This window comes from Kutzneria chonburiensis (assembly GCF_028622115.1).
In the GTDB taxonomy this organism is placed as follows: domain Bacteria; phylum Actinomycetota; class Actinomycetes; order Mycobacteriales; family Pseudonocardiaceae; genus Kutzneria; species Kutzneria chonburiensis.
The window spans coordinates 2,920,414-2,939,695 of record NZ_CP097263.1; the positions used below are offsets into that span (position 1 = coordinate 2,920,414).

Consider the following 19,282-nt stretch of genomic DNA (forward strand, 5'->3'; position numbering starts at 1 on the left):
TAGCCGCTTCACCGGCAATTCATCCGAATAGACGAGTCCCGGGAAAGCTGTGCCGCGACCGTCGACCCAACAGCCACCGATGCACCCTAAACCGCCCCCGCGGCTAGGCTTTCCGCGTTTTGCGGAACATCTTTCGCATTACGCAAACCCGACCAAGCATGCCTACATGCAGACTGAAATCTAAATCTGCATTCACACAGAGCAGGGCTTTCCAATCACTCGACATGGCAATTAGCGACGCCCACCATCCTTTTACCCGCGCGCTGTGGTCGAGCAGTTCAACCGCACCCTGGCCACCATGCACGCGTGGCTCGACGTCGACGGCCACCGGCACGAGCAGGTCAACGCGTACGTCGGCATCTTACTGACCATGGGCGACATCGCCGGAGCCCGGCGACTACTGGCCGAGGACAACGTGCCGGCCAGCCGACTCGGCCTCGCCGAGCAGGCCCGCTCGCCATGCGCACCGGCGAGTTCGACCACGCGCTGGAGCTGACCCGCCGCTGCATCGTCGGCGGGCCGGCGTTCGGCTTCGGGCCGAGCCAGGTCGCCATGATCCAGATGATGGCCCTCGTCCTGCTCTCCCGCGGCCGCATCGCCCGCGCCCGCTACCTCCTCGCCATCGCCCGTGCCGCCGAACCTGCGCTCCCCACCTACTTGCCGTCGCGGAGTCCTGGATCACCACGCTCCTCGGCGAGCTCGAACACGCCCGCACCGGCAGCCCCGCCGGCACCGACGAGATCTGGTACACCGCCACCCGCCTCGCCGTCGCCGCCGGCGACTTCGACGGCGTCCACCGCTGCCGCCATGAAGCCGAACGCGTCGCCCTTCAACTCGGCACCGCCCGCGCCGAGGCCTACAGCGCCGTAGTCCGCGCGTTCGTCGAGCCCGCGCACGCCCCCGAGGCCATCCGCCTCGCCCGCGAGCGCAACAAGCCCTTCGAGCTCGCCCTGATCATCCACGACCTAGTCCTCGTCGGCGTCGGCGATCCCCACCTACTCGCCGAGGCCTACACCATCGTCGACGAGATGGGCTCCCTCCTCTTCCGCTTCGCCGTCCGCAACCACATGCGCGACCACAACATCCCCATCCCTGGCCGACAGTCCACTGTGGAGGAGAACGAGCAGCTCCTCACCGTCCTGGTGGCCGAAGGCATGGGCAACCGCCAGATCGCCACCATCCTCGACACCAGCGAGAAGAGCGTCGAAGGCCGCCTCTCCCGCATCTTCTCCCGCACCGGCCGCCGCTCCCGCGTCGAAGTAGCCGTAGCCCTCCTCAACGACCAGCTCTGACCGCGCTCCTTCGCCAGCGCGCTACTCGTCCGGCTCGCTGTCCGCTCGCATCGCTGCCCGCAGATCCTCAAGTGCCACCAGGGTGTTTCGAGTAAATTGGTGGTCAATGCCGTACACACGGCGCTGGTCCCGCAGCAGTTCCTCGAACTCGGCGATGGCCCGAGCGGGATCACCGGCCGCGGCCCGCTGCGTGGCCAGATTGCTTCGAATGATCAGCACGTTGGGATCGTCGGACCCACGCACCTTGCTCTGATCATCCAGGAGGCTCTCGAACTCGGCGACGGAGCCGGCGGGATCACCCATCTGGGAACGCCAGAGTCCTAGGTTGTTGCGGGTGGTCAACGTTCCCGGGTCGTCCGGGCCAAGTATCCGGCGCTGGTCGATCAGCAGGCCTTCGAGCACAACGACCACGTCCGGGCTGTCGCCGGCTCGAGCTCGCCAGATGGCGAGATTTCCACGGTTGGCGAGGGTATCCGGGTGGTCAGGTCCGAGCACGCGAAGAAGGTCGACCATGAGAGCGGTGGACTCGCTGGCCGCGAGCGCCGTTTCTCCCGCCTTCCCGCGCAGGGCGGCCAGGTACGCACGAGCCTTCAAAGTGCCGACATGGGCGGGGCCGAACAATTGCGATTGATCGTCAACCAAGCGTTCCATCTCCCGGACCGCCCAGCCGACATCACCCAGCTCCGCCTTCCGGACGATGAGATCGCTGCGCGCACGCATCATGATGGGGTGGCGGCGATCCAGGCCTGCTTGACCTTCCTCGAGTACGCGTTCGAGATCAGCGACAGCTCCCGTGACGTCACCACTTCCAGCTCGCCTGGTCGCCAGGTCGCTGAGAGTGGCGAGAGTGTCCGGATGGCCAGAGCCAAGGACCCGCGAGCGATCCTCGACCAGCCGACCGAGCTCAGCCATCGCGCTGTCGGTTTCACCCGACTCCGCCAGCCAGGTCGCCAAGTTGTGCCGGATCGTCAAGGCCGCAGGGTCGTCAGGCCCGAGGATTCGGAGGGCGTCGACCGCAAGAACCTTGAGCTCTCCAACAGCGCCAAGGTTGTCTCCCGCTTCGCCGCGAGAAACGGCAAGGTTGTTTCTTGCGAGCAAAGTCTTGGGGTGATCGGTACCGAAGGCTCGACCGACGTCGACGACGAGACTTTCGAACTCGGAGATCGCTGCGGCAGTGTCGCCGGCCTTCAATCTCGCGTCGGCAAGATCGTTTCGAGTAGCCAGGGTGTCCAAGTGAGCCGAGCCAAGCAGCACTGTTCGCGCTTCGAACAGCCCCTTCAGGTCTGCCACCGCGCCAGCGAAGTCTCCGCTTTCCGCGCGAACGCGTGCGAGGCTGTCGCGGGTGCGAAGAGTGCTGGGATGCTCCGGGCCAAGCACTCGTTGACGATCCGCACGCACGCGCTCGAGTTCGATCATCGCACTGGCGAGATCACCCAGCCGCCAGCGCGCCATCGCCAAATTGTTGCGTGCAGTGAACGTTTCCGGATGGTCCGGGCCGCGCACTCGTCGAAGGTCGACAAGCAGATCCCCCGTCTCGGCGGCCGCCCTCTCCGCGTTACCCGCTTCTCCCCACAATCGAGTCAAGTTGATGCGCGCACCGAGAGTATTCGGGTCGTCGGCACCGAGAATCTGGCTAAGTTCGACGACCAGACCCTCAAGCTCGGCGATCGCGCCGGTCACGCCACCGACGTCTGCCCGCAATCCTGCCAGGTTGACGCGTGCGCTCAGAGTGGTCGGGTGATCACTACCTAGCGCCCGGCGGAGGTCGACCAGTAGTTCTTCGAGGTCGGCGATCCCAGCCGCCGCGGTCACCTTCACACCCCGCGACACAGCGAGGGTACTTCGGGCGGCCAATGTGTCGTGGTGATCAGGGCCGAGGACGGTGGCTGCTTCACGCGACAGCTCGTCAAAGAAGTCGATCGCCGCCGTCACAAAGCCGTTTTCGGCCAGGGAGTGGCCCGCCTGGGTTAATACTGGATGTCCACCGAGTCTCCAGAGTGCAGGCGTGGTGTTGGTGTGGAGTGTGATGGCGGCCGAGCGAACGGCCGTGGTCAGCAGGCCGTCGGGGTCGACCGACGGCCAGACGGCCACGATCGCGTTCGCCGCAACACTGACGAGTGCGGTCAAATGCTCCGCCTCAAGCGTGTCGCGGACGGCGCGTTGGACGAGGCCGTGGACCTGGACGGCGCGGGCCGGTTCGTTGCGGCTCAAGGTGATCAGGCTGAAGCGGTGCAGGCAGGCCAGGGCGTCGGCGACCGTTTCGGCGTCGGCGGGGGTCTCGGTGATGCTGGCCAGATGGTCCAGGACGGGTTGGCTGGTGAATACGCTGACGGGGACGCCGGCGGGGTCGAGGAGGCTGATCAGCTCCAGCAGCGGACGGGCGAAGCCTTGTGGGGCAAGGGAGTTGGCACGGTCGATGGACAGGGCCCAGGTGGCGGCGACGGTGGCGCGGTGCTCGTCGGGGAGGCCGCCGTCGTCGGGGAGGAGGTGGGCTAGCTGGCGGCGGCGGTCGAGCAGGCGGGAGCGGTAGTCGGCGACGGACATGAGGCGCTTGTCGGCAATGAAGGCGGCGGCCTGGGCGAGTGCCAGGGGAAGGTGGCCGAGGTCGGCGGCGAGGGCGGCGAGTTCGGCGCGGTCGTCGTCGGTGACGGCGTGGTCGGGGAGCTTCTCGGTGAGGTAGGCGATCGACTCGGCCTCGGTGAAGACATCGATCTCGATGACGTGCCGGTCGGAGCGCCGGAGGGCGTCGTCGCGGCGGCGGGTGGTGACGACGGTCTGCCCGACGGCGGTGTGGGGAGGCCAGAGGTCGCGTAGGTCGGCGGGGTCCTGGAGGTCGTCGAGCACAATGAGCCACCGGCGGGTTGTGGAAGCCAACCAGGACAGCAATATGGGCGCTGCCTCGTCGGGGGAACGGCGGTCGATCGACGGGTCATCGTCCCGCAGGACCCGCTGGGCGAAGTCCGTGTAGTCGGTGAGGATCGCGTCGCGGGAGGCGGCGTTGATCCACACCGCGACGTCGACCGACTTGTCGGACCACACGGTCCAGGCGTGGTGGGCGGCCAGCTGTGACTTGCCGACGCCGCCCAGGCCGGACACGACCACGCCGCTGGCGCGTCCTACCAGGACGGCCGTGTCGCCGGCGGCCAGGACCGTGGACAGGTCACGCTCGGCCTCACGCGGCTGGTAGCGGTCGGCGAGCCGGGGCGGCATGCCGACGCGGACGGGCCAGGTGACCGGCGCCGTCGGCGGCAGGTTGATGTACTGGGTGTTCCCGGTGCCGGCCTGCACGCCGAAGCTGCCCTGCACACAGTAGGTGGGGTGCGGGAATTCCGGGTCGCCGGCCGGCAGCTGGGTCATGGTCAGGCGTCGGGCCCGAAGTTCAGGGTCATGGTGTTGCCGTCGCCGACCTGGACGCCCTTGCTGTCACGGACGTTGACAGTGTACTTGCCGGCCTTGGTGCCCTCGGGGTCGGTCAGCGCCAGCAGGCGCCGAGCGGCGGCAACGAGGTCCTCGTTGGAGCCGGCGTCGGCGGCGGTCAGGGCCTTCGTCAGCGCCTCCTGGTGCTGCTGGGGGTCCACCAGCTCGCCCTCCAGCACGTCGTCGTCGTGAGAGCTGTTGCCCTGCAAGACTTTCCGGGTCAGGATCAGCAGCCCGCGATAGGCGTCCTTCACCGCGCTGGACGCGGTGTCGGTCAGCCCGGCCGTCGCACCCGCCGTCAATGCCGCCAGCACAATCTCGATCACCTGTGACGCTCCTGTCTCGAGACGGTTGGTCACGGGCAGTATCGACAACGTCCGGTTCGTCGGTACGCCAAGGGCCAACACCCACCCGAATGGTCTAAATCAGGTTCGGATGAGCTTGCCGGCCACACCATGCCTTGACCTGCGGGCTCCCCGCCACCGTGTCCATCGCCAGCATCCTGGTCATCGCTCCGGACCACCTTTCGTGCCGTGCGTGTTCGGCCTACCTAGGTCACCACACCAAGCACACCTACGAAACGCCAACAGCTGACCAGGGGGATATCCCCCACGTGTCCTGCGGGGACGGATTGACGCACGGAACGGCCAAGACGGTGACCGCGGTCACCAACTACGCGAACACCTGTCCTGCGGTCACAAGTCGTCGCGCCCCGGTTCGGGCAGCGCCCCTCGTAGCTTCGTAATAAAGTCGCGAGTGACCTGGCTGCTGGAGTGGTCAGCGCCCAGGATGCGTGCCTGGTCCTCCAGCAGTCGCTCGAACTCAGCTATCGCGCCCGCTACATCCCCCGCCCTAGCCCTCCAGTAGGCCAGATTGTTGCGGGTGGTCAAGGTGTCGGGGTGATCGTCGCCCAGCACACGCCGGCGATCATGGACCAAACGTTCGAAGTCGGCCACGGCGCCTTCGATATCGCCCGCGTCGCCGCGCCAACCGGCCAGGCTGTGACGAGCCACCAGGGTCGCAATGTGATCGTCACCCATGAGCCGGCGGCAATCCTCAAGCAGACGTTCAAGCTCTGCTACAGCGCGCGCTGCATCGCCGGCCTCCGCACGACAAGCCGCGAGGTTGTGTCGGGAACCCAGGGTGGCTGGATGGTCTGCGCCCAGGAGGCGTACCTGGTCCTGGATCAGAAGCTGGAACTCGACATCCGCACCATCGATATCCCCTGCCTTGACCCGGGCGGTGGCGAGGTTGTTGCGGGCGGCCAAGGTGTCAGGATGATCATCACCTTGCACACGCTGGCGATCTGCAAGCAAGCGCTCGAACTCGACGACCGCGCCCGCGTAATCTCCCGCCTCACCACGGCTCATGGCCAGGTTGTTCCGCGAGGTCAACGTGCTGGGATGATCATCGCCCAAGATGCGACGACGATCTTCAAGCACCCCCGTGTGCTCGGCGACAGCTCCCACGAAATCCCGCGCCTCTGCCCGACAAGCTGCGAGATTATTGCGAGCGACCAGCGTGTCGGGGTGATCATCGCCCAGGACACGTCGACGATCTTCGAGCACCGCCGCCGCCTCAGCGATTGCCCCGTTGAGATCACCCGCCTCTGACCTCAGTACGGCGAGGTAGCTGCGAGCGATCAGGGTGTGCGGATGATCCGCGCCCAGGTGGTTGTCCGCCTCGACCAGTACGCGACGGAAATGATCCGTCGCAGCAGCCACGAGTCCCCCTTCCCTCAACGAATTACCCACCCGAAAGAGCAGTTGGTGTCCATCCGTGGCCCACAACGCTGGGAAGGTGACAGCGTGCAGGACAGCAGAGGCGGATCGGAGTGCTCTGGTGAGTTCCGCATCGCGGTCAATCTCAGGCCAGACTTCCATGAGAGCACCGGCTGCCGCCCGAGCAAGATCGGTGATCTTCCCCGTCAAGTGGTTCTCACGGACAGCGCGTTGTACCAGGGCGTGGGCTTGGACGGCGCGTGCTGGTTGGGTGCGGTCCAACGTGATCAAGCTGAAGCGATGGAGGCAGCTCAGTCCGTCTCGGACGAGGTCGGGATCCGCTTCAGCCGGTGTGACGGCGGCCAGAAAGGCGAGGACGATGTCGGTGGTGAACAACTCGGCCGGGACGCCGGCGGGGTCGAGGAGGCTGATCATTTCGAGCAGCGGTCGCGCAAAGCCCTGCGGGGTCAGGGCATTGGCACGGTCGATCGACAAGGACCACGTCGCCGCCACGGTGGCTTGGTGCTCGTCGGGCAGGCTGGCGTCGTCGGGGAGGGCCTGCGCCAAGGCTTTGCGGTCGGACAAGCGCTTGCGGTAGTTGGTGACAGACATCAGGGGGTTGTCGGCGATGAAGGCGGCGGCCTGGGCGAGGGCGAGTGGGAGGTGGCCAAGGTCGGCGGCGAGGAGGCGCAGGTGTTCACGGTCGGATTCGGTGGTGGCGTGGCTTGGCAGCTTGGCGGTCAGGTAGGCCAGCGAGACCTCTTCGGTGAAGACGCCGACCTCGATGACGTGGCGGTCCTCGCGGCCCAGGGCAGCGTCGCGGCGTCGAGTCGTCACCACGGTTTGGCCCGTGGTGGGCGGCCAGAGGGCCCGCAGGCCGGCAGGGTCCTGGAGGTCGTCAAGGACGATCAGCCACCGGCGGTCGGTGGCAGACAGCCAGTTCAGGAAGGAGAGGGCCACGTCCTCCGGGGGCCGCTGTGCGATCAGGGGGTCGAGGTCGCGGAGGATTCGGGTCGCGGCGTCGGCGTAGCCGAAGAGGATGCCGTCGCGGGAGGCGGCGTTGATCCAGATGACGAGGTCCATCGCCGGGTCGGGCCACGCCCGCCACGCGTAATTGGCGGCCAGCTGGGACTTGCCGACGCCGCCCAGGCCGGACAGCACAATTCCACTGGCCTGCTTGGCCCCGACCAACACCGCCACCTCGCCTGACGCCAAGACATCGGACAGTTCCTGCTCGGCTTCGCGGGGTTGGTAGCGGTCGGCCAGCCGCGAGGGCAGTCCGACCCGCACGGGCCAGTCGACCGACGGCAACGGCGGCTGGATGATGTTGACGGTGTTGCCGTCGCCGATCTGGGCGGCGGTATTGCGGTTGACGTCGAAGGTGGCCCGATGCGCAGGTTGGGGCTCGGCGTCGCCAACTCCGTCCGACTCGATCACCCGGACCCACTTCCGCCTCGACACGCGCTGTTCACGGCAGTATCGACCGCACCGCCAGCCGCGGTACGGCGACCCGCGACGTGCACCTGAATGGCCCAATGGCCGCCATCCCCAGGGCAGCGACATAAAGCCGGTCAGCAGGGCGAACCAGGGAGCGGTGGTAGTCGGCGCCAGCGTCGACTGCGTCGAGCGGAGATAGACGCGAGGCGTCGACGGTGCCAAGAGCGGTGCCGGAGCATCGGCACAAGAGGTGTGTCCTCCACCGAGATGGTCGGCCCGTCCTCGGTCACGATGGCCGGCGGTTCGACGATCAGTTCGACAACGGCCAGCTCGGTCGAGTCGTGCGTCGGCTCGACCGGAGTCTGCGGGCCGGGGCGGCGTTGTAGTTGGGAGTCTTCCACGGTGTCACCGGTGGCATCGTGACGGCCGGACCGGTGGGGCGAGACGCACCGCGTGCCGATGCCGATCCGGGCGCGCGACTCAGTGGCCACGCCCAACGCCTGACGAACGCCCTTGGTGGATGATGGTCCGACGCGACGCCCAACGCGAGGAGCAGCGCCCGTGGAACGGACTGAGGACCAGACGCGATGGGTCGCGCGTGTCGATGCCACGCCGTCGGCGGCGTCACGCGAATGAGCTCGTCGCGCAACGGGGGCTGATCATCGCCAACCAGCTGTACGACGATGGCCGGTTCAACGAGCTGCCCGGCGCAGCCGGCGACGCCCAGCACCTTGCCAAAGCCCTAAAGTCGCCGACCATCGGCGAGTTCGACGTCCAGATCGTCGCCGACCAGGACAGCCGGACCGTGCGACGCGCGATCGAGGTGTTCTTCAAGGAGGCCGGGCGCGACGCTCAACGCGTTGCTCGGCTGCCGTGCGCTCGGCTCGGGTGAGTTTGCGGCCGGTGGGGTAGTCGTTCTCGTCGAGCACTGCGCTCACGGTCAACCCGGTTCTGGTGCGGGTGGCCGAGATGGACTGAAGCAGCACCTCGTGGGTGGTCAGCGGGCGTCCGCGCAGGCTGTGGGTGATGCGGGAGAACAGCCGGTGCTCGACCTTGTTCCACTTCGAAGTCCCAGGCGGAAAATGCACGACGGTGACCGACAGCCCGCTCTGGTCGGCGAAGGCGGCCAAGTTCATCTTGAACAGCGTGGAGTCCGCCGAGTTCGCCCCGCCGGCATCCGCGGTGATGAGCAGTCGGGTCGCTGCGGGGTAGTCGAGTCGGCCTTGTGTGTACCACCAGCAGCGGATGGACTCGACCACGAACGCGGCGGTGTTGCGGTCGGTGCCCACGTTCACCCAGCCGGTGTCACGCCCGAGGTCGTAGACGCCGTACGGGATCGCGATCGGGGTGTCCGGGTAGGTGAAGTCGTGGTCCGGCGCGGTGATCGGCTTCACCGCGGGCCCGGTAGCTGCGCCCAGAGCGGGCGAAGTCTCCGATCGGCTCCTTCTTCTTCGCGTCCACTCTGACCACCGGCAGGCCCTCGGTCAGAAACCGTTGGACATCGGCGTTGATGTGCCGGAACTGCGCGTCGCGGTCGGGCACCTGGGCACCGGCCCGAGTCTTGGCCATGCCCTGCAGGCTGAAACCCATACCGCGCAACAGGTCACCGACGACTGGGCGCTGACCGGGTGCCCCGCCTCGGTCAACTCCCAGGCCAGATCCCGGAGCGAGGCGGTGGTCCAGCGCAGCGCGGACACCGGATCCCCCACCTCCCGCGGCTCGATCAACGCCTCGAGCGCGGTGATTCCGCCGGCAGGCGTTCAAGGATATGAACAAGGTTTCGGCCCGGCGCAACGCCGCTGGTCCAGCATCCACGCTCACCTCCACATCTCCTGACTCATCGCGCGTTCCTTGGTCATCGCGTGCACTCGGCGTGCGGTAGGTTCGGCGGACATCAACTTATAGTTTCACTGACAACGACCAGCCGTTCGGCGACGGAACCAGGTCACTCAGCGCTGGCGGCAGCAACCACCAGTGCTGTGCGCGAACATGAACCAAGCCAGTCACTGACTCGTTCAAGCTGTTCCGTAGTGCCGGTTGAAGCACGTCCAACTGTTGCGCACCGACGGCGCAGTGCGTCCTTGGGGGTAAGGCCGTGCAGCAGCACGTTCAAGCGCTTCATCGCGCAATCCTGGTCGTCGACGTGGAGAAATTCGGCGATCCCGGCCGAACCAATTCCGACCGACTCGTTATCCGACAGGGGATGTACCGCGCGCTTGGCCGCGCATTTGACGAGGCGGGAATCGAACGCACACTCTGGACATCGGATGACTGTGGCGACGGCGCGCTGGTTCTCATCTCGCCGGAGGCACCGAAGGCTCGCCTGGTGACCGCCGTTCCCGAACGCCTGGTCACAGCCCTCCGCGAACACAACAGACTCTCCAGTCCGGAGGGCCAAATTCGCCTTCGCATGGCGATTCACGCAGGCGAAATTCATTTCGACACCCACGGAGTCACAGGTCATGCAATAAACAACACTTTTCGCCTCCTGGAGGCATCTCCTCTCAGGCGAGCACTTGCTTCATCAAGTTGCCCACTCGCCTTCATTGTCTCCAACTGGTTCTACGATGAAGTCGTGCGTCACCACACAGAATCCAACCCTTCCTCGTACACACAAATCCGGGTTCAGGTAAAAGAGACGGACACCCTCGGCTGGATACGAGTCCCCGGCCATCCTAAAGCCATTCCGAAGAGCAAGCCAAACGCCGGAATCGCATCAACCGCGCACGCATACCACCCAACTCCGCAAACCCCGGCCCAACTACCGCGCGACGTGCAAAATTTCGCTGGCCGCGAGCAGGACCTGGCCCTGCTCGACAAGCTGAAGACCGGCGCTCGACTCGCCACTATCAACGGCGTGGCCGGAATTGGCAAGACCACACTTGCCGTCCATTTCGGCCATCAGGTCGCGGGCGATTTCCCCGATGGTCAGCTGTACGTCAATCTGCGTGGATTCGACCCCGCACACCCTCCCATGCAGCCAAATCAGGCGCTGGCCCACCTGATTCGCGGCCTCGGCGTCGATCCGAGTTTCATTCCGCCCGACATCGACGACCAGATGGCGATGTACCGGAGCCTGTTGATGCACAAACGGACGCTCATAGTTCTGGACAACGCCGCCACATCGGAGCAAGTTCGCCCCCTCTTCCCAGGCAGCCCGACATGCCTTGTCCTCGTCACGAGCCGAAACGGGTTGGGTGGACTCACAGCACGCGACGGCGCATCCCGGATCTCACTCGAGGCTCTCGAGACATCACATGGCCTGGAGCTGATCGGCGGCATCGCGGGGACGGACCGGGTAGCCGCGGATCCAGCGGCGGCGAGCCACATCGTCCAGCTTTGTGGTGGTCTCCCGTTGGCATTGTGCATCGCAGCCGAGCGCGTGGCAGCACGCCCTTACTCAACGCTCGGGGATCTTGCCGCCGAGCTGCAGGCCGCGAAGAACCCGCTCCACGTCCTCGCGGCGCCGTTCGATGACGCCGCGTCGGTTCCCGCCGCCTTCTCCTGGTCATACAACGCGATCGCGGACGGCCCACGCCACATGTTCCGGTTGCTCGGCTTGCACGCCGGACCGGATATCAGCAGTGCCGCCGCGGCCGCGCTCGCCGATATCACCGTCGAGGAGGCAGTCAGCCGGCTCGACACCCTTGTGGACGCCCGTCTGCTCGATCAATCCGGCAAGGATCGGTATCGGCTCCACGACCTGGTCAAGTACTACGCGGCCAGCCAGGCCGAACACGAGGAAACGCCGACCGGGTGCGCCAGCGCCATCCATCGCATCAGCTCGTGGTATGCGCGAACCTGCTACAGCGCGGCGCTTACCGTCCAGTGGGCCAGCACCGACGACTTCGGCATCACCAGCTACGATATCCAACCGATGAATTTCACATCACGTGCGCACGCCCTCGCCTGGTTCGATCTTGAAATCGCTAACCTCAGGGCCTACGTCCAACAGGCAGCAGCATCGTCGGAAAACAAGAAAATCGCCTGGCAGATTGCGATCTGCGCAGCCAGGGCTTCTCAAGTCCGCAAGCGCTGGCCCGACTGGTTCCCCATGGGGCAACTCGGTCTCAAGGCCGCTCAGAATTTGGGCGACTTGCACGCCGAGGCATGGTGTCGCTATAGCCTAGGAATCGCACACGCCCACCAGCGCCGATACGGCGTTGCCATCGAACTCCAGAGGTCCGCACTGTCAACATTCGAAGAGATCGGCGATCAAGAGGATAAATTGACCGTGCAGCGCGGACTAGGCTGCACTTACTTCTGGGCAGGAGAAATGGAGGCCGCACGCTACCACTACGAGAAAAACCTCAACGATGCGCGCGACTGGGGAAACAGCACGCTTGAAGGATACGCATTGAACAACATCGGCGAATTCTGGCGCAACATGGGCGATTACGCCAAAGCCGAAGCCTACCTGAAGCAAGCAATTCCGCTGCTACAAGCAACCAGACATCTCGTAACAGAGTCCAACGCTCTCAACAACCTAGGCGCAACTTATCGCGACAGCGGAGACCTCGAGGGCGCGTTCAAGTTTCTCAACCAAGCCCTCGCCCTACGAAAGACGGAAGGTGATCGCTGGGGCCAGGCCTGGACCATGCACGATCTCGGCACTACATTTCGCATTGCCGGAAACACAGCTTCAGCACGCGACCACCTTCTTCAAGCCTTGGCGATCTATCAGGAGCTAGGAGCACCCGAAGCAGAGGATGTCAAACTCAGTCTGGATTCACTGACGTGATCTCAGCGACTTTCAGGTCCGTCGTCCATGTTCGAAATGGGTCAGCGCCAGTGCGGCTCTGACGACGTCACCGATCTTGCGTGGACTGGCTATGGTGTTGCGCCTACCGAAAACTACGTTCACGTAGGTCAGGCAGCACGTCGGCACTCGTGGATGATTCCCCCGAGACGGTCGTATCGGCGTACGTCCAGGCCTGCAGCCCCTCCCGGATCGGTCACTGGTCGCCGGACCGGACGAAGTGGCGCTGCCTGATCCGTAGCTTGGTGGGGGCGGTGCCAATTGTGATGGTCCCCGAACTCGCCCAGCGCGCGCAGGAGGTGGCGCTGGTTCCAGATGAGAGTGCGGTCGAGCTATTCGCGGCGCAACTCCTGCACCCTGTACGTGCCGAAAACTAGGTCCATGCAGGTCAAGCGGCGCGTCGATATTCGTTGAGGACTCCGCCAAGACGGTCTCGTCGGCGTATGGCAAGACGTTCGATCTGGTCGGGTTCAGAGGGTTCAGCGAGGATGCCGGTGTATCGGCCCAAGCAGCGGAAACAGGGTGTTGCCGGTCGCCGACCGGTCTCGGGAGACCGGCCGGCGACCCAGCATCGGGTTCGATGGGCCGCTACGCGGCGGGATTGGGCTCGGCCACCTCGATGGCCGACGCCGGCACAGATCCGCAGTGTCAGAAATTGAGTAATACGCACATAAAGTGGCTAGTCCGCCTTCAGCTGCGTCCGGATGTCCTGCGCGAACCGAGACACGCCATAGGTATTCGGCTGGCCCCACGGCGTGAGCCAGTATCGGCCGTACAACAGCACCACGGCCTTCTTGGCCCGGGTGACTGCGACATAGAAGGCACGGCGATCCTCTGCCAGCTGCTCGGGCGGCGGCTCCAGATAGCGCTTGTGCACGGGAGACCAGGCGAGCTTCGGCACGATCCCCTCGACGAGCCCGGGCAGCACCACGACATCCCACTCGCGTCCCTTGGCACTGTGGTAGGTGGTCACGGTGATCTTATCGATGCGTAGCAGGCCGGTCGCGATCTCGCCGACCGTCAGGTCGTGAGCATTTCCAGCTTTCCTGAAGCCTGCCGCCGCGCTGCGCTCGCGACGAGCTGGGCTGGCCTCGGCAATGACGTCGAGCTCCAGTCCTTTCGCCAGAACGCCAAGCCAGTCGGCGCGCGGCTCGCCGCTGGGGTCGTCGGTGTTGAGCAGTTCGGCGAGCCGGCGTTCGACGTGACGACCGGGTGGATCGGGCAGTCCGCTTGTCCGACGGAGTTGGAGGTGCGCCTCGGCAAGCTCGGCGAGGGTGGCGATGGTCACTGAGGTGCGGGTGTCCGGCAGTCCAATAGGTTGATGCCCGGCAATCGCGCGTGCCGCGCAGGCGCGGATGAAGTCGGCAATCGCTCCTTTCGGGAGCCGTTTGTCACGTTCGTGGGTATAGCTATGCACGCTGCGGTCGAGGGCCTCGATGATCGCGTTGAGCAACAACCCTTTGCGTGGGTACAGAACTGCGATCCGGTGCCTTGGAACACCCGACGTCACGAGCTCGTCGAGTTTGCCGACCATGGCCTCGGCATGCTCGGCCAATCCGCCGTCGACGGAGACTGCCTCGATGACGCCTTGGTCCTCGCGGGTGGGGTCGGCACGGTAGGTCCGCTCCTCGGTGAGTACGGCGTGGCTGGCCGCGACAATGGCGCTGCCGCAGCGGTAGTTCAGGTCGAGCGACAAACGGCGGAAGTCGTCGCGCCCGACGAGTTCGTTGAGATAGCGGGGATTGGCTCCGTTAAAGCCCATCACGGACTGGTCTGGATCACCGAACGCGCTGACCTCGACGTCGGCGGCGTCGTGCAGCAGCAGCACGAGGGAGTGCAGCACGGGCCCGAGGTCCTGGTACTCGTCGATGATCAGTTCGGGATAGCGGTTCGCGACGAGGTGGGCAACCTTCGCGTTGTCGCGGAGGATCGCCAGCGACTGCGTGATCATCGCGTCGTAGTCCCACTTGGCGTCCGCCAGTAGTAACCGGTCGAACGCCGCCGCCGCCCTCGTCGTCACGTCGGTGTCCTCGTCGAGGAAGCCGGCGGCGATCTCGCGGCGCGCTCTGTTCACCGTTGTCGGATCCTGCTGAACGTCGGACGATGCTCCGACCTCGATGAAGGCATCGTTCAGCAGCGCCACCCATTCCGGGTCCGTCTCCTCCAGGACGTCGCCGTTGCCCGGCAGATGTGGTCCGACGAGCGGCCCGAACGGCCGCAGGATCGTCGACAGGCACCAGCTGTGCAAGGTGCCGCAGGCCAACCGTCGACCGGGCTGAACGCCGAGTGCCGCCAACCGCGTCCTGATCTCCGCGGCCGCTTGGCGGGTGTAGGTGATGGCCGCGACTCCCTGTCGTGCCGACAATTTGGTGTCGAGGAGATAGCCGGTCCTCGCCACCAGCGTCCGGGTCTTACCTGAACCCGGGCCCGCGCACACCACGATGTTCCCGTCGTGGCGAGCGGCCTCACGCTGGTCGTCGTTTAGCGCGAGGAGCTCGGCGGCAAGCACTGGATTAGTCGGCAGCGGACCGATCACGTCGACTCCACATCAAGCAAACCGACACCGCGGACCTGCATCGAGATCCGGTCCAGGGCCGCCAACACATACCCATCCGCGCGGCGGCCGATCAGCTCGTTTCCCGGCACTCCCCCGTCCAGGAAATGCACGAGACCTTCAATATCCGAAGCCGAGTCATCGATATGGGCCGCCAGCCGCTGCGCGAAACGTCCCTTGCCCACGTACTTGACGCGGCGCAGTAACTCGACACGATCGGCATCGGTGCCCTTGCCTGCCGCCACCGCCCTGACCGCATCGTGGAACTTCGTCTGGAGGTCGTCGCTGATCCCGAGTTCGCTGTGTGCTGCGATCATCTGGCCAGCGAGCAGCGGAGCAAAGTCGATCTCCAGCGTGATGGTGCCGACGAACACGTCCCAGCCGGCTACTCGCTTCCTCATGGCGGTTGCATCGCCGAGAGCGCGTTCCGCCACCAACTGGCCGAGCTCAACCTCGAGTTCGCTCGCTGCTTCTGCGAGCGGTGCGAGCTTCGAGGCCCGTTTCAGACCGGCGTGCACGTAATCGTCGCCGCTCATCGGATCGCCGTCGGTCAAGATCACGTGGGGGATGTTCAACGCGGCGGTGCCGAGCAGTCGCCGGTACGGAGCGAAGTCCGCGCCGGCGACGTTGGCCACGATCACACCGTGCGCGTCTAGGTCGAAGCCGAGCGCACGGGCGAGTGCCGGAATGACGTAGACCTCGGCGATGCCCTCGACCAGGATGGCCGCCCTGCAAAACAAGAGCTCCGCCCGGCTCACATCCAGGTAACGCTCGATGTCCGCTTCCTGGCGCTTGTCCAGCCTGGCGTTCGCGGTGGTCGCCGCGACCGTGGCGCCGTCCTCGTCACGGCGCAGCAACACCAGCGAGCCGAGTTTGGTCACCGCCGCAATGTGGGGGCTGTGCGTCGGCACCACGAGCGGAGTGCCACTGCCCAGCAGGTATCGGAACAACTGCCGCTGGAGGACCGGGTGCAGATGGGCCTCGGGTTCCTCAACGGCCAGGACCGTCTCGACCACCTTGTCGAGGGCCTTGCGGGCCGCGAGCCGCTCCAGCAGCATACAGAGGTAGATCACGTTGGCGTTGCCGGTGGAGGTCTCCCCCACCGTGCGCGACCGTTTCGCGTCGACGAACAGCCGGATCGACCTCAACAGTCGGTCAGGATCGCTCGGTGCGAATCCGAGCGTCGGCGTCACGTCCATCTGCGGCCCGGCCATGTTCTCCAAGCGCGTGGAGATGCCCTTCGCAACCCCAGTGATCCGCTCGTCCTCGGCCAGGGTCGCCATCGCGACCTCGATGCCCTTGCTCGCCTCGGCCAGCACGGCGGCGTCAGGCGGGCGCGACTCGAGCAGCTCCTGCAGTGGGGAGTTGCGCCTGCGGGACAACATCTCCGCCGCGTCGCGGAGTGCAGGCAGTACGCTCAGCGAGATGTCGCGCCTGATGTGTCGGCCGACTTCCTTGTCATTCAGCCCACCGACGATCTTGAAGTCATAGTCGTCGCGCCTCAGGTCGCGTCCCAACGTGGTGGGATCGACCAGCGGGCAGAAGACGTACTTCACGCTCGCGGTCAGCGAGTCCACGTCGACGAAGCAGCCGTCCAGCGCCGCCTCCGCGGCGCGGTCGCCGTCGATCTCGGCAAGCTCGATCTCGACCCGGACCTCCACGCCGCCGGCCAGCGTCTCCTCCGAATACTCGCAGATGTCCTCCGCCCGCAGCCGCCGCGCGCTGTCCGGGAGGTCGGGGTCGAGCACCAGGCGCAGCGCGTACAGGAGGTTCGACTTCCCGATGCCGTTCTCCCCCACGAGCACCGCTGTCTGCGGGAACAGGTCGATCACCAGGTCGCGGAAATTCCGGAAGTTCACGACCCGCACCCTGCTGATACGCATCTGTCACTCTCCACATGACAACAGGTGGCACTGTCCACCACCACTCTGTTTCCAACTGCTGTCCGCGTTTTCGCGACGCCGCTCATCCGTGTTAGCGCGATCCCGATCCGTTACCAACCAGTAAGCCGACTGAGTCCGTTCGAAACACAATCAGGTGAATTTGCGATGCACGGAACCACCTGCGTCCCGGTACCGCTAACTCCAAGCGACAAGGTCGCGCTCCGGCTGGTCAAACCAGCTCGGCCGCCAAATGCCAGCAGCCGGCCAACACCGTACTGCGCTAGCAGTTCACCCAGCCCAGCGCTGCCGCGTGCACGGCCACTTCGGCGTCGGCGAGCACCCATCCTCGTCATCGCCAGCGCCCACTGCGACAACCACGTCGTCCGTGGGACCCCAGCGGCCGTCTACGGCGAGGACCGCACCATCATCGCCATGGTCAGCGGCGGTCCGACAACTTCCCAGCCCTCACCCGCGCCGCCGCCCACCGCTTACACCTGCGCGTCGTCCGCGCCGCCCCCGTCGAGCTGCGATCCGCACACACTTCCGAGTACCTCATCCGCATCGCCGAACTCCAGCTCAAAGCCTCACGAGCAACTCTCCGACGCCGATCTCGTCGTCCTGTCCGGCGGCCAGTCCAGCCGGCATCCGCTCGGCCCCATCACCAGAATCGCCCTCTACCACGCCTCCTGCCCCGTTCTGGTCGTCCACGCGGTAGTCCCGAGTACGGTTCTTCGTGTGGCCGACGCCATCAACGGGAATCCGGCACGCCATGGCTCGCAGACCGCCGCCATGGCCGCGCTTTGCCAGGCCCTCGCGGTCGTACCGGGGCACCTCGCCGGGAGAACGCATCGGGAGCTCGCGGATGCCTGCGAAGCCATCGGGCTGCCGACGCCTCCGTCGCAGGAGCAGGGCAACAAATTCGAACGGGCATCCGCGAGCTTCGACGCCGCCGAAGACGTGTCACTACCTGCGGTCGCGGCCAACACCCTCACGTATCTTGCGTTGACCTTCCGGGAACGCAACGTCATCCAGGACGCGTTGTGGGCGCTCACCACTCCGGCACCGATCCCCAGCCGTACACGGCGAGAAATCGCCCGCGCTCTCGACATCGACGAGCTCGTCCACTCCCCTGACCGCTTCACCAAGCTGCTGGAGGATCTCTGGGTGGAACGAGGCCCATGGAACGACTTCCTCGACACCAGCCACGGTCTCATCGCCGAATTCCGCCAGCACGTATACCGCAACCCCGACTGGTCCACCGAGGAGCTGTTCGAACAGCTCGGCGCCTACGAGGCCACCGACGCGCGGTTCGGCCGCTTCCTCGAAGGCTTGGCATCCGCCCGCGTCGTCCCAGACGTCGACAAACAGCGCGCCTTCGTCACCACCGTGAACCCCCACCTCAGCCAGCACGGTCTCGAACTACGCGAGACCGGCGACGACGGCGGCTACCCCGAGTTCACCGTCGTCTCCACCCGAACCCACCACGGACGCCCGAAGAACCTCATCTTCGCCTCGTCCACGAAGCCGGACCTCCGCTTCTCCGACGCCATCGATAACAACATCGAGATCGCCTCGAACGCCGACAGCGTCCTCATCTACGACCGGCCAATCGGACGCGACGGCCTCCGCTGGCGCGACCTTCAAACCTGGTGGCAGACCTCACGCAACATCGATGACAACGCCGAGGCAAAGCACACTCTCTACAAGCGTCTCTTGGACTCCCTGCCCGCCAACTCGCCCCCGCAACGCAACCTCTTTCACCAGTATCACACCCTGTTCGGCACCCAGATCCCCGATCTCCCGGCGCTACTGCCCGAGGTCTGGTTGCACTGGGACCCAAAGACCGTCCAGGCCCGCGGCCGCGACGCCCTCCTCTCGTTCCGCATGGACTTCCTCCTCTTGCTGCCCCATGGCCGCCGCGCCGTACTAGAGGTAGACGGCAAACACCACTACGCAACCGGCGACTTGGCAGATACCGCCAAGTATGCGAAGACCATGCGCGCCGACCGCGAACTTAGATTGAGCAACTACGAGGTGTTCCGCTTCGGCGCCCACGAACTCCTCACCGAGGATCGCGCCCGCACCACCGTGCAGGAATTCTTCCCGAACCTCTTCCAGTTCTAGATGTATCCGAAGTTCAACCCGCGCTCCAATCTGATCAATCTCCGCAATCATGATCGAGTTGACAAACCGCCGCAGACCATCTCGCCAGTACCGAC

General features: G+C 65.5%; 11 protein-coding genes and 1 pseudogene. 5 read left to right on the plus strand and 7 right to left on the minus strand.

The features are described 5' to 3' along the window. The first annotated feature begins 265 nt into the window (after positions 1–265). The gene (locus M3Q35_RS13430) at positions 266–496 is read left to right on the plus strand and encodes a hypothetical protein (RefSeq protein ID WP_273942063.1); all 231 of its coding nucleotides are present in this window, start codon (positions 266–268) and stop codon (positions 494–496) included. Between the two features lie 157 nt (positions 497–653). On the opposite strand, the gene M3Q35_RS13435 is transcribed toward M3Q35_RS13430, so the two are convergent. Continuing rightward, entirely contained in the window at positions 654–962 is a 309-nt protein-coding gene (locus tag M3Q35_RS13435) for a hypothetical protein (RefSeq protein ID WP_273942064.1), read from the minus strand. 66 nt (positions 963–1,028) lie between these two features. On the opposite strand from M3Q35_RS13435, the gene M3Q35_RS13440 reads away from it, so the two are divergent. Continuing rightward, on the plus strand, positions 1,029–1,292 hold the full coding sequence (locus M3Q35_RS13440; protein ID WP_273942065.1) for a LuxR C-terminal-related transcriptional regulator: 264 nt from the start codon (positions 1,029–1,031) through the stop codon (positions 1,290–1,292). 21 nt (positions 1,293–1,313) lie between these two features. Here the strand turns inward: M3Q35_RS13440 and M3Q35_RS13445 are convergent, their stop codons facing one another. The 3 genes from M3Q35_RS13445 to M3Q35_RS13455 form a co-directional block, all read right to left on the minus strand. Further along, positions 1,314–4,649: a tetratricopeptide repeat protein gene (locus M3Q35_RS13445; RefSeq protein WP_273942066.1), complete on the minus strand. Its 3,336-nt coding sequence runs from the start codon at positions 4,647–4,649 to the stop codon at positions 1,314–1,316. Between the two features lie 2 nt (positions 4,650–4,651). Further along, on the minus strand, positions 4,652–5,035 hold the full coding sequence (locus M3Q35_RS13450; protein WP_273942067.1) for an RIP homotypic interaction motif-containing protein: 384 nt from the start codon (positions 5,033–5,035) through the stop codon (positions 4,652–4,654). Between the two features lie 369 nt (positions 5,036–5,404). Further along, complete coding sequence (locus tag M3Q35_RS13455; protein ID WP_273942068.1) at positions 5,405–7,867, minus strand: tetratricopeptide repeat protein; 2,463 nt, start codon at positions 7,865–7,867, stop codon at positions 5,405–5,407. Positions 7,868–8,465: 598 nt separating this feature from the next. On the opposite strand from M3Q35_RS13455, the gene M3Q35_RS13460 reads away from it, so the two are divergent. Next, complete coding sequence (locus M3Q35_RS13460; RefSeq protein ID WP_273942069.1) at positions 8,466–8,759, plus strand: caspase family protein; 294 nt, start codon at positions 8,466–8,468, stop codon at positions 8,757–8,759. Here M3Q35_RS13460 and M3Q35_RS13465 read toward each other — a convergent pair. Then, a pseudogene (locus tag M3Q35_RS13465) lies at positions 8,737–9,612 on the minus strand (ISAzo13 family transposase); the annotation flags it as partial. The gene M3Q35_RS13460 and the pseudogene M3Q35_RS13465 sit on opposite strands and share 23 nt — an antisense overlap. A gap of 350 nt (positions 9,613–9,962) precedes the next feature. Here M3Q35_RS13465 and M3Q35_RS13470 point away from each other — a divergent pair. After that, entirely contained in the window at positions 9,963–12,608 is a 2,646-nt protein-coding gene (locus tag M3Q35_RS13470) for an ATP-binding protein (RefSeq protein ID WP_273942070.1), read from the plus strand. 697 nt (positions 12,609–13,305) lie between these two features. Here M3Q35_RS13470 and M3Q35_RS13475 read toward each other — a convergent pair. After that, entirely contained in the window at positions 13,306–15,162 is a 1,857-nt protein-coding gene (locus M3Q35_RS13475; protein ID WP_273942071.1) for a UvrD-helicase domain-containing protein, read from the minus strand. Next, on the minus strand, positions 15,159–17,063 hold the full coding sequence (locus M3Q35_RS13480) for an ATP-dependent nuclease (RefSeq protein WP_273942072.1): 1,905 nt from the start codon (positions 17,061–17,063) through the stop codon (positions 15,159–15,161). The genes M3Q35_RS13475 and M3Q35_RS13480 overlap by 4 nt, the downstream gene beginning before the upstream one ends. Before the next feature lie 735 nt (positions 17,064–17,798). On the opposite strand from M3Q35_RS13480, the gene M3Q35_RS13485 reads away from it, so the two are divergent. After that, positions 17,799–19,187: an AbiJ-related protein gene (locus M3Q35_RS13485; protein WP_273942073.1), complete on the plus strand. Its 1,389-nt coding sequence runs from the start codon at positions 17,799–17,801 to the stop codon at positions 19,185–19,187. The last annotated feature ends 95 nt before the right edge of the window (positions 19,188–19,282 follow it).